The organism is Candidatus Neomarinimicrobiota bacterium (assembly GCA_041154365.1).
Lineage (GTDB): Bacteria > Fidelibacterota > Fidelibacteria > Fidelibacterales > Fidelibacteraceae > Fidelibacter > Fidelibacter multiformis.
The window spans coordinates 1,449,187-1,461,530 of the sequence record AP035449.1 but is presented as its reverse complement, the minus strand read 5'-3'; the positions used below and the strand labels follow the sequence as shown (position 1 = coordinate 1,461,530).

The 12,344-nt window shown below is 43.7% G+C and carries 11 protein-coding genes; all 11 read left to right on the top strand.

All coding sequences use genetic code 11. The features are described 5' to 3' along the window. The 11 genes from recA to strainIA91_RS06315 all read left to right on the top strand — a co-directional run bounded on the left by recA (position 1) and on the right by strainIA91_RS06315 (position 12,274). A complete protein-coding gene (recA, locus tag strainIA91_RS06365) occupies positions 1-1,023 on the top strand; it encodes a recombinase RecA (RefSeq protein ID WP_400165941.1) in 1,023 nt (340 codons plus the stop codon). Beyond that, positions 1,020-1,643: a regulatory protein RecX gene (locus strainIA91_RS06360; RefSeq protein ID WP_400165940.1), complete on the top strand. Its 624-nt coding sequence runs from the start codon at positions 1,020-1,022 to the stop codon at positions 1,641-1,643. The genes recA and strainIA91_RS06360 overlap by 4 nt, the downstream gene beginning before the upstream one ends. Positions 1,644-1,721: 78 nt before the next feature. Further along, positions 1,722-2,720, top strand: a complete 999-nt coding sequence (gap, locus tag strainIA91_RS06355; protein WP_400165939.1) for a type I glyceraldehyde-3-phosphate dehydrogenase — start codon at positions 1,722-1,724, stop codon at positions 2,718-2,720. Positions 2,721-2,768: 48 nt separating this feature from the next. Continuing rightward, on the top strand, positions 2,769-4,805 hold the full coding sequence (locus strainIA91_RS06350; protein ID WP_400165938.1) for an alpha-amylase/4-alpha-glucanotransferase domain-containing protein: 2,037 nt from the start codon (positions 2,769-2,771) through the stop codon (positions 4,803-4,805). A 21-nt stretch (positions 4,806-4,826) separates the two neighbouring features. Beyond that, positions 4,827-6,287, top strand: a complete 1,461-nt coding sequence (locus strainIA91_RS06345; protein WP_400165937.1) for a glycogen synthase — start codon at positions 4,827-4,829, stop codon at positions 6,285-6,287. A 2-nt stretch (positions 6,288-6,289) separates the two neighbouring features. Beyond that, the gene (locus tag strainIA91_RS06340) at positions 6,290-7,096 is read left to right on the top strand and encodes a ferredoxin--NADP reductase (RefSeq protein ID WP_400165936.1); all 807 of its coding nucleotides are present in this window, start codon (positions 6,290-6,292) and stop codon (positions 7,094-7,096) included. Beyond that, a complete protein-coding gene (locus strainIA91_RS06335) occupies positions 7,083-8,069 on the top strand; it encodes a GNAT family N-acetyltransferase (protein ID WP_400165935.1) in 987 nt (328 codons plus the stop codon). The genes strainIA91_RS06340 and strainIA91_RS06335 overlap by 14 nt, the downstream gene beginning before the upstream one ends. Beyond that, positions 8,069-9,508 carry an oligosaccharide flippase family protein gene (locus strainIA91_RS06330; protein WP_400165934.1) on the top strand — a complete coding sequence of 480 codons (1,440 nt, stop codon included), beginning with the start codon at positions 8,069-8,071 and terminating at the stop codon, positions 9,506-9,508. Before strainIA91_RS06335 ends, strainIA91_RS06330 begins: the two co-directional genes overlap by 1 nt. Continuing rightward, a complete protein-coding gene (locus strainIA91_RS06325; protein WP_400165933.1) occupies positions 9,501-10,661 on the top strand; it encodes a glycosyltransferase in 1,161 nt (386 codons plus the stop codon). The genes strainIA91_RS06330 and strainIA91_RS06325 overlap by 8 nt, the downstream gene beginning before the upstream one ends. Next, complete coding sequence (locus strainIA91_RS06320) at positions 10,662-11,393, top strand: RNase H family protein (RefSeq protein ID WP_400165932.1); 732 nt, start codon at positions 10,662-10,664, stop codon at positions 11,391-11,393. Continuing rightward, the gene (locus strainIA91_RS06315; RefSeq protein ID WP_400165930.1) at positions 11,345-12,274 is read left to right on the top strand and encodes a LytR C-terminal domain-containing protein; all 930 of its coding nucleotides are present in this window, start codon (positions 11,345-11,347) and stop codon (positions 12,272-12,274) included. The genes strainIA91_RS06320 and strainIA91_RS06315 overlap by 49 nt, the downstream gene beginning before the upstream one ends. Positions 12,275-12,344 lie beyond the last annotated feature (70 nt).

Below are 12,344 nucleotides of genomic sequence, written 5' to 3'. Positions count from 1 at the left end.
ATGGGTTCTCAAGACAGAGAAAAAGCATTGGAAATGGCCATATCCCAGATTGATCGTCAGTTTGGGAAAGGGTCCATTATGAAAATGGGGGAAGACCGGGTTGTGATACCGGTATCGGTAATATCCACCGGTTCATTGAGCCTTGATGCGGCTATTGGTGTGGGGGGTATTCCACGGGGAAGAATCACAGAAATTTTCGGACCTGAATCATCCGGTAAAACGACATTGGCCCTCCAGTGTATTGCTGAAGCGCAGAAAAACGGCGGATATGCTGCCTTTATTGATGCGGAACATGCACTGGATATTACCTATGCCCAGAATCTGGGTGTGAATATCAATAATCTCCTGGTTTCCCAGCCCGACAATGGAGAACAGGCCCTGGAAATCACAGAAACCCTTGTCCGGAGCAACGCACTGGATATTATTGTCGTGGATTCAGTAGCGGCGTTGGTTCCCCGGGCTGAAATTGAAGGGGAAATGGGGGACAGCCACGTGGGATTGCAGGCTCGTCTTATGAGTCAGGCCCTGAGAAAGTTAACGGGTGCTGTTAGCAAATCACGTATTGCAGTTATATTTATTAACCAGATCCGGGAAAAAATCGGTGTGATGTTTGGAAATCCCGAAACCACAACCGGAGGACGGGCTTTGAAATTCTATACATCTGTCCGTATTGATGTCCGCCGGATTGGCTCCATTAAGAGTGGTGAGGATGTTCTGGGTAACCGGACAAAGGTTAAAATCGTGAAAAACAAAGTAGCTCCTCCCTTTAAAAGCTGTGAATTTGACATTATGTACGGGAAAGGCATATCCTATGAAGGGGATGTGCTGGATCTGGCGACAACCCTGGATATCGTGACAAAATCCGGATCCTGGTACAGCTATGGAGACGAACGTATCGGTCAGGGACGGGAAAATGCCAAAGCCTATCTTACAGAACATTCTGAGGTGCTTAAAACCATTGCAGATGAAGTGAAATCGGCTTTGGGAATGACACCACCACCGCCGCCTGAAAAGGAATCATGATCCTTCAGTCTCTGAAATATCAAAAACGACGTAAAGTATGGCTCCTTACCTTTGATACAGGAGAGACCCTTTCCGTCAGTGATGAGTTGAAAACAAAATATGGCCTTCACCCGGCAATCAATATTGGAGAAGACCGATATTTAACCCTGAAAAATGAAGCTGAACGTCAATCCGCTTTTGAAAAGGCCATTGAATTACTGTCCTACCGGGAACACAGCTCCTATGAGTTGAAAACAAAACTCATTCAGAAAGGCTTTTCTGCTTCCCTCGCTCAGGATATTCTAAGACAAATGATTGCCAAAGGCTATCTGGATGATGAGCGCTTTGCAACTCTCTATTTTAGGGAACTGATGCGCCAACGGAAATACGGCCCCCTCATGATCAGAAAAAAAATGATGGAAAAAGGGGTGGAGGGAACGGTTATCGATGGCAAATTAAATACCGTTCCGGCTGATGAATGGGAACAAATTGCCCGTGAAATCCTTCATAAAAAAAGGCAGAAGCTCAGGAGGAATTCCGGCAATCTGAGGGAAACGGTTCTGGGGATTTTGACGCGAAAAGGCTTCAGCTATGGGAATGTTCAGAACGTGGTTAACGAATATGAAGAAATGGAGGAGTGACCGGATAAAAAGGTAGCAGAGAAAGGGATAAAAAAGTATATTATTAAGATGCACGAATATAGAAAAAAGGAGGAATACATGAGCGTAAAAGTAGGTATCAATGGTTTTGGTCGAATCGGAAGACTGGTATTTCGTGAAATGCTGAATCGTGATGATTTTGAAGTGCTGGGTATTAACGATTTGACGGATGCCAAAACACTGGCTCATCTGTTAAAATATGATTCGGTTCATAAGAAATTCCAGGGAACTGTTGAAGCCAAAGAGGATTCAATCGTAGTCAATGGTAAAGAGATTAAGATTTATGCCGAAAAAGATCCGGCAAATCTGCCCTGGAAAGAACTGGGTGTGGAATATGTCGTGGAAGCAACCGGTGTGTTCCGCAAAAAAGATCAGATTGCCAAACATCTTGAAGCGGGTGCAAAAAAGGTCGTGTTGACCGTTCCGGCCAAAGATAAAATTGACAACATGGTTGTTTTGGGTGTAAATGATGATTCTTTACGTCCCGAAGATAAAATTGTATCCAATGCTTCCTGTACAACCAACTGTCTGGCACCGGTTGCAAAGGTTCTGAATGATGAATTCGGAATTGTTAAAGGACTGATGACCACGGTTCACAGTTATACCAATGACCAGCAAATTCTGGATCTTCCCCATAAGGATCTTCGCAGAGCCCGTGCTGCCGCCATGTCCATTATTCCCACCACAACCGGTGCGGCAAAAGCGGTAGGTAAGGTTATTCCGGATCTGGATGGAAAACTGGATGGTATGGCTCTTCGGGTCCCCACACCGGACGGTTCACTGGTGGATTTAACTGTGGAACTGAAAAAAGAAGTCACGATTGAAGAAGTGAACGCAGCCATGAAAAAGGCTTCTGAAGGTTCCATGAAAGGTATCCTCGAATATACAGAAGATCCCATTGTTTCTGTGGATGTGATCGGGAATGCCTACTCATCCATTTTTGACGCAAAATCAACCATGGCGGACGGCAATATGGTAAAAGTCCTTTCCTGGTATGATAATGAATGGGGATACAGCGTTCGCGTTGTTGACCTGCTTGAAAAAATGGCTAACATGTAAATCGTTTACAATCCGGGGAGAGAGCCGGCTCTCTCCCCGTTTTATCCTATGACAAAAAATATTCAGTTCATTTTCGGTGTTCACAATCATCAGCCTGTCGGAAATTTCGATACGGTTTTTGAAGAAGCCTGTGAAAAGAGTTATTACCCCTTTATTAAAATTCTGGAAAAACATCCCCGTGTAGCTGTTTCGCTCCATTACAGCGGATCTCTGCTGGAATGGTTGATAAAACGAAAACCTGACTTTATCAATACCATACAAAAGCTGGTCCGCAGGGGGAATGTTGAGCTGATTTCCGGGGGATTTTATGAGCCGGTTTTAACGGCCATCCCCGAGAAAGACCGTATCGGACAGATTGTCAAACAAAACCAGTTTATCCGGAATCACTTTGGGTATGAACCACGGGGGCTCTGGTTGACAGAACGGGTTTGGGAGCCCCATCTGGCCGGATGTATCGAACAATCGGGATTGAATTACACGTTTATCGATGAATTTAATTTTATGTCTACAGGTATCTATGAAAAACCGTTGAAGGGATATTATAATACGGAAGAGGATGGACATACTCTGGGAATCTTCCCCATTTCCTATCAACTCCGTTCCATGATCCCCTGGGCCGAACCGGAAGATATCATTGACTATCTGAAATCACTTCTGACGGACAATTCCCAGGATGTGGTGACTGTCATGGATGACGGAGAAAAGCTGGGACTTTATGAAGGATCCTATGAGCGGGTTTATGAAAAGGGCTGGCTGGACCGTCTGATGACTTTGCTGGAGGAAACACCATTCATTACGACGAAGACCGTAAAAGAGTACTGGAAATCCTTTCCACCCAAGGGACTTATTTATTTACCATCCTGCAGTTATTTTGACCTTGGCCGCCAATCCCTGAATTGCCGGGTCCGGCAGGATTTTGAAAAAGTTCTGAAATCCCTTGAGGATATGAAATATGATGATTTAGCCCGGCCCTTTGTCAAAGGCGGCATCTGGCGGAATTCCCTGACAAAATATCCCGAATCCAATTGGCTCCAAAAGCGCATGCAACAGGTGAGCCGAAAATACTATCTGCTTTCCTCACAGTACAAAAGAAATGACTGCCTTCGAAAAATTCGCGAAGATCTTTGGAAAAGTATGTGCAATAACGGATATTGGTATAATATTTCGGGTGGACTTTATCTGCCACATTTAAGAACCGCTTTATGGACTCATCTGATCCGGGCAGAGAAAGAAATTGATAAACGGCTGTACAATCAGGAGAATCATTCTTTTTTGCGGGAAGAGTCGGATATTGACCGGAACGGATTTATTGAAGTTTCCCTATCGTCCCGTGACTTGAATGCTGTGTTTAGTGCCAAATATGCCGGAGCACTTGTAGAATTTGATTACAGGCCGGTGAATTACAACCTGTGCAATACAGTAGCCCGCTATAAAGAGTATGATTGCCATCCCGGTGACCATGATGTATACGACACCTACCCCAGGCATTCACTGCTGGAACGGTATTTTGATTTGGAAATTAATCCCCGGGGCCTTATGAACAATGCCTACGAGGAAGCCAGCGATTTTCTTAACGAACCGGTGGATCTCCGAAAGGATGCAGATTCCGATACGGTGGTTTTTGCCCGAAAAGGATGGATTAACTGGCAGCGTTGCAGTCTGAAAAAAAGTATTCAGATGAATGAAAACGGATTTCATACTGAATACAAAATTTCGAATATCGGTTTTGCCGATAACTCTTTTCTTTTTGGTCCGGAATTTAATCTGGCTTTGAATGTGGGATCTCCGGAAGATCGGTTTTTCGAAGCAAACCAGAAATTGCCGAATAACGGACTGGAAAATATGCTGGACGAAAACGGTATACAGTTTTTGAGAATTGTAAACAAAGCGATCGGTATTGAAGTCCGGTTCACGTTTGAAAACCCTGTTCGACTCCTGACTTATCCTGTATATACCATGCTTCAGAAAGCATCTGGCAAAGAAAAAATATTTCAGAGTACCGCTATTTTGCCCCTCTGGAATGTCCGTATTGAACCAGGTAAAACACAAAAACTTTCTTTTTCATTTTCAGTTAAAAATCTTTAAACCAATCAGGAGGTCTGACTCTTGAAAATTGTAATGGCCAGTGCAGAAGCCGTTCCATTTGTCAAAGTCGGAGGCTTGGCGGATGTGGTCGGCGCTTTGTTGCGTCATTTACCTCCCTATGACCATGAGATTTGTCTTTTCCTGCCTTTTTACAGCTGTATTGATAACACAAAATTCCCCTCTGAACAGGTTCTGCAGGATCAGGATCTTCGGGTTCACCTGGGAAATGACGATATTTCTTTTACGCTGTATAAATACAGTCTACCCGAAACCCCCTCTGCCGTGGTTTATTTCGTGAACTCTCCCCGTTATTTCAACCGGGACGGCATTTATTCCCATCCCAACAATGTCCCCTTTGAGGATGAGGGTGAAATGTGGATGTTTTTTCAGTTGGCAGTTATTCGTTCCGTCGAATGTCTTGAACTCTATCCCGATATTGTACATGTCCACGATTTTCATACTGCCCTGATCCCTGCCCTGATCCGTACCAACTTTAAAATGTCTCCCTACTTCAGTTATTCAAAATGCGTGTTGACCCTTCATAATCTTCTGTTTCAGGGTGTGTATGATGCATCAGTCCTTTTTAAAGGAGGTATCAGTGAAAATGCGTTCTATGCACTGAGTCCCTTTGAGTTCTACGGAAAAACAAATTTTGTCAAAACCGGAATGGAATTTTCAGATGTCATCAATACTGTCAGTCCTAAATATGCGAAGGAACTGCTGGCAAAACCTGAATATTCCTATGGACTCTTTGATGTCCTTCAGGCTGTGAGTTATAAATTTAAAGGTATTTTGAACGGAGCTGATTACAGTTACTGGAATCCGGAAACGGATCCCCTGATTTATAAAAATTATACAGAAGAAACCCTTGAAAACAAAGCCGCGAATCGTGAAGGCCTTCTGAAACGTGTGGGAATGGAAGCCGATGATAAAACCATGATTTGCGGTATGGTAGCCCGGATGACGGAGCAAAAGGGATTCAAACTTCTACTGGAGTGTTGGGAAGAACTGAAAAAGCGTCCCGTAAAATGTATTATTCTGGCCAGCGGTGATAAAGAATTGCAGGAACTGTGGGAATCGCTGGCAAGGCAAGATTACGATCGTCTGTATCTGAATACTTCATTCAATGAAGAACTGGCGCATAAAATCCAGGCCGGTGTTGATCTGTTCCTCATGCCCTCCTCATTTGAGCCCTGTGGATTAAGCCAGATATATTCCCTGAAATATGGCACACCACCTTTGGCACACCGGACCGGTGGATTGGCTGACACCATAATCGACAGTTCGGGTTTGCAAACAGGCTTTCTTTTTGAATCCTACCACTGTGCAGCCTTTTTAAGAACCCTGGACAGGGCATATCAGGCATTTTTAAATAAAGATGAGTGGATCCGTATCCAGAAATCAGGGATGTCCATGGATTTTTCATGGAAAAAAGCAGCACAAAATTATATTAAAATGTATCAGGGACTCATGAGGTTTTAAGGATGAAAACGGAATATAATGCCGTTGTCGGTCAGAAAATCAATATTTCTCCTACTCTGATGATTCTGCGGGTTGTTCCCCTTGGATGGGAATTATCTCCCTTTAAACCCGGGCAATTTACCATGCTGGCTCTTCCCGCCGATGCCCCACATGTCCCCGAAGCCGAACCACCGGAAAGGGAGGACACCAATACCTGGATCCGCAGGCCCTATTCTGCCTCCTCCAGTAAAGATCAACAGCAATATATTGAATTCTATATCCGTCTGGTCTATTCCGGCGAACTTACTCCCCGGCTTTTTGCCCTCAAAACAGGAGACAAACTCTATATGTTTCCCAAACTCCGGGGAATGTTAACACTGGATGCGGTGGAAAAAGAAAAAAACATTTTATTCGTCGCTACCGGAACCGGTCTGGCCCCCTATATGAGTATGATACGATCTGAAACACCATGCCGGAACAAACAGAAAATCGCTGTGATTCATGGAGCCCTGAATTCCGGAGATCTGGGATTCCGTGCCGAATTGGAACATCTGGAACGTTTGTGTGACAATTTTTCCTATGTGCCGGTTATCAGCCATCAGGATCGTGAAAAAATTCCCTGGACCGGTAAAACCGGCTTCGTTCAGGATATATGGCATGAAGGAATTGTAGATGATCTGTGGCATTCAGAAATCAGACCGGAAAATACAGCGGTTTTTCTCTGTGGACATCCGGAAATGATCTCCCAGATGGTGGAACTCCTTGGAGAAAGTGGTTTTAAACCTTATGACCGAAAAAAGGGGGGAAGTATATTTTATGAGGACTGGTAAACACCCTGTGACCATCGAACGTTTTCATCCGGATCGTCACCCTTTCTGGGATTCATTTGTAAAAGAATCGAATAACGGGACACTTTTTCATGAACGTACTTTTCTGAATTATCATCCGGAAGACCGTTTTACAGACCACTCGCTGGTTTTTCTTACAGATGAAAAACCGGTTTCACTGCTTCCGGCTGTAGAATACGAACAGGCCGGTATGAAAATTCTCCATTCACACCGGGGATCCAGTTATGGAGGGTTTGTCCAGCCCCATGATATGTCCCTGGATATGCACCTGAAAATCACAGAATCCTTTATCCATTATCTTCAACAGGAAAATATCAATCGTGTAATTATCACTATTCCCCCCATTATCTATAACAAACGCTTATCCAATTATGCTGAATTTGCTTTATTCAGACACCATTTCCGTTACTTGAAACGGGATATATCTTCCGTATTGTTCCTTGAGAAATCAATAGAAGAAAATATTGCAAAATTTCGTCCAACGACACGGACCGCTTTTCGAAAAGCACTCAAAAAAGGGGTGACTGTCCGTGAGTCGGATGATTATGCTTCCTTTTATCAAATCCTCAAAAGAAATTTGAAAATCCGGCACAATGTACAACCTACACACACACTTAAAGAACTGGAAGATATCAAGCGGCGTTATCCGGACCACGTCCGCCTGTATGCTGCCTTTATCGGGGAAACGATGATCGCCGGGATCGTCCTGTTTGATGCCAATGAACGGGTCACTCTGGCTTTTTATATTTCCCATGATGAATCTTATCAGGAATACCGCGGTGTGAATCTCCTGTTCAAGGAAGTGATTGAGGATAGTATCCGCCGGGGCTTTACATATCTTGATTATGGGATTTTTACCGTAAATATGGAACCGAACCTCGGACTTGCCCGCTTTAAGGAATCATTCGGAGCCGGTGGCATTTTCCGGGATACTTTTTACCTTGATTTAAAATAATGGCCGGTGATATACGAAAACTGGGAAGCCAGACCCTGATATACGGGACGGGTTATATTGTGACCCGTATGCTTAACTTTTTTCTCCTGCCCTTTTATAGCCATCTGTTTCACCCCTCACAATATGGTGTGGCATCCTTAGTGTTTTCCGGAATTGCTTTTTTGAATATTATCTACCATTATGGTCTGGACAGTGCTTTCCTGCGCTTTTATACCAAAAAAGGCGATTATCAACGGGAGGAAGCCTTTACGGCAGCCTTTTTTTCTCTTCTGTGTACCGGGATCGTCCTCTCTTTACTCCTTTTTATCAACAGCGCATGGATCAGCCGCGCTTTTCTTGGTTCCTCAGAGTATGAGCGCCTGATACGCCTGGCTTCCGGTATCCTCCTGATGGATACCCTGGTGAATATCCCCCTTCATACCCTGAGGATGAACGATAAAGCCATAACCTTCACATTCATCAATCTGGCCAATGTCATATTGAATATGAGCCTGAATATCTGGCTTATACGATACAAGGGTATGGGACTCGAAGGCATTTTCTGGGCAAATATTGCCGCTTCTTCCCTCAGTTTTATCCTCCTTTTACCTGTTTTGAAAAAAAACGTAAAGGCTGTTTTCAATACCCGGCTTTTCCGGAAAATGCTTCGATTTGGCTTGCCTTTTGTCCCGGGTGGGATGGCTTCCATGGTTTTGGAACTCATCGACCGGTATATGCTTAGGATTATGGTGGATTATGAAACTGTAGGACTCTATTCGGCAGGCTACAAATTGGGTATTTTCATGCTGATTGTGGTGATGGGTTATAAATTTGCCTGGCAGCCCTTTTTTCTAAACAAGGCCGATGATCCTCAGGCACCCACGACATTTGGACGGGTTTTTACCGTATTCAACGTGATGATGGCACTGGTTTTTCTGGGTGTAACCCTTTTTATTCATGACTTTATCACTCTGAGGATTTTCGGAATCACTGTGTTTGGACAAAATTACTGGCAATCGGAACATATTGTCCCTGTTATTTTGGGTGCCTATATTTTTCTGGGTATGTATATAAATTTTCTACCTTCAATCTATTTTTCAGAAAAAACAGGTGTCATTCCCTTGATCAGCGGTTCTGCAGCCTTGCTGAATGTGATTCTGAACTATTTTCTGATTCAATCCTTTGGCATGACCGGTGCCGCCTGGGCAACATTTCTGTCCTATTTATGGATGGCGGGACTGACCTATTTTGTTGTACGTCGTTGGTATGCCATACCCTATAACTGGAAAAAAGTATTTTTAACCTATGGATTATTAATGGTGGTCCTGCTGGTATACTATCTGGGAAATCTCACAGCGCTTCATGAAAAAGCCGGACTCTTTCTTGTTTACGCCGGTTCACTGTTTTTCTTTAAAATCGGTGATTTTCATCAAATCAGGAGGATATTAAAACGTGAATAACCCGGATGTGGTGCTCCATCTATCATGTACTCATTCACCGGATGATGACCGGATTTTTTACCGGGAAGGTCTGAGCCTGAAAAAAACATATTCATTAATTATTATTGGTGTTTCTGACAAAACCACGCAAGAAACACTTCAGGATATTTTAACCATCGGTGTGAAAGGAGCAGGATACAAGAACAATATTCAGGCGATTATGGATGAAGCACGGAAGTTCAAACCATCATTGGTGCATGTCCATGATCTGTTTATTCTTAAAGAGGCACTTCAATATGCTCAAAACCTTAAAATTCCCCTTATTTATGATGTGCATGAACATTTTCCTCGTCTGGTTAAATTTTATTTACCGGGATCATGGGTGAAAAAGCAAATTCATAGAACCATACTGGCATTCCGTGAAAAACACCAAAGCCGGAAAGCTACACATATTATTACCGTAGTTCCCCAGTTAACATCACGTTTTTCCCGTTGGAACCGGCATGTGACGGAAATCAGGAATTATCCCCGGAAGGACCTTTTTAAGAATGGACAAACAGAGGTAAGTGAAACAGCATTGAGAATACGGGATTTAGCACGTGACCACATTATTCTTATTTATGCAGGTGATATATCCCGCCATCGGAATCTTTTTTTGTTTGCCGATACGGTCGCTGTATTAAACAAGAGGGGATACACAAGCATGGGAGTGACCCTGGGCCAAGGGGAAAAAAGCGATGTGGAAGATTGGGAAGATCGTTGTCGCAAGAGCCAGGGACAAATGTTGCATCTCGGGCACATTCCTCATGGAGATATTCCTGCCTGCCTGCAGGAAGCCCATATCGGATGGTCCGTCTTACCGGATCGATCCCCCTTTAACATCAGCCTTCCGAATAAAATCTTTGAATACCTGGCATGCGGACTTCCATTTGTATCTTCAGATCTCCATAATATTCGCCATCTTTTTTGGAAAAATCCCGCCGCCCTCATTTTTCAGGATAAAAAAGCCGAAGGAATTGCCGCCCTGATCCAATCTGCTTTTCCGGACAGACAGATGCTGAACGATATAAAGAAAACAGCCCGGGAAACCTTTTTAAACCGGTTTACATGGGAGCTTGAAGAGAGTAAATTACTGGATGTCTACCGGAGTATTCTGAAGGATGAAAAAAGTTAGATGACAAAATGCCGGCCGGAAGTAGAACAGGTTGCCCGTGAATTTCAACGCTATCTGGCGAAATCGTTGAAAATACAGGCGGAATTGGATTTGGATAGTTTTCGGGATTATAGTGTTTCCCTGGACATTGAATCCATGAATATCCGTATAACCCTTTGGTACAGTCCCAAAAGAAAAACCTCAAAAATCACCTTTGTTCAGAGTCAGGATCCGGCCAAGGAAGAAAAAATCCGCATGGCCTGGTATGGATTTCATCACGGGGATCATCTGGAAAATGGGGAGGTCCATGCATTTGTTGATGGGAGTTCTATTGATGGAAAGGTCGGTTATGGGCTCGTTATTCTCCGGAAAGGGGTGGTCTTGGAGGAAATAAATGGTGTTGTAGATCGTCCTGACTATTGTCAGCATCATCAGGTGGGGGGTGAACTGGTTGCGGCAGTGAAATTCTTTCAATGGTGTTTGAAAAACAAAATATCCCGTTGCACCATTCATTATGATTATGAAGGAATTCAAAAGTGGGCTACCGGAGCCTGGAAAGCCAATAAAGAACTGACACAGAAATATGGGGAGTATGTACAAAAACTTCCCCTTGAAATAACCTGGAACAAGGTGAAGAGTCATTCGGGAAACCTATGGAACGAGCGGGCGGACCGTCTGGCGAAAGATGCAGTAAAAGGTGAGTCATGGAAGATATTGAACAAAAAGAGCTCTCTGAAATCAAAAAGAAACTGAGTGAAATGGAAGAAGATTTGAAACATAAAGATTCTTATGGGCAGGATGTAACAGGAACCGGTGAAATAGAGGATAAAATCCGGAACCTTGAGGGGAAAATTGATGAACTTGCCAAGCGCCAGGCATCCTCCCACAAAGTCCTTACCGTTCTTCAGCAGCAGATTTCCGGACTGAAAGTCGGTATCAACAATCTGGAAGACCTTCTGGAAGAAGGGGATGAGGCCGTAAAAGGAAAGAAAAACCGGAAAGGTCCCATGGAGCCTGCTCCATCAAAAGCCGGTAAAATCATTGGAATTGTTGTGCTGCTGGCCGTTGTCTTCTTCTTTGCAAATCGTTGGATCACCGGCTTTTTGGACAGCCGCTGGAACGAAGAAACTTCCGATATGCCAGGAATTTACGAATCCCTGAACACCCCGTCTGATGATCGTTCATCGGCACAACCCTATCAGGAGGAGATCCAGTCTCAGATTGGTGAAAAGCTGGATGAAATAGCACCCGTTGAAGAAACACCATCGCAGACCGTTATACGGGATGAAGTCCAAACCTCACAAGCGGAGAATATTCCTCAAACACCGGAACTTATCGAAATATTTGTCCCCAGGGTATTGATCCTGAACGGATGTGGTATATCCGGAATTGCTGCTAAACTGGAAGAATATCTTACACGTAATGGGATTCGTGTCGTGGACAGCCGTAACGCCGATAATTTCAATTATCCTTCGACGGTTATCTTTTCTACATCAGATAACCCGGATGATCATATCTGGCTCGATTTAATCGGTGTCAATGCCAAAACCGTTAAACCGTTGAAAGAAGAAAGGGATAAAGCGAATACGGTCATCATTCTGGGTAAGGATTATCAAAAATTGCCCATTTATTAATCGAAGACAGTTGAATGCAGTTCATATTATGATTGAGTGATTTGATTTAGATTTTTTACACACAATGATT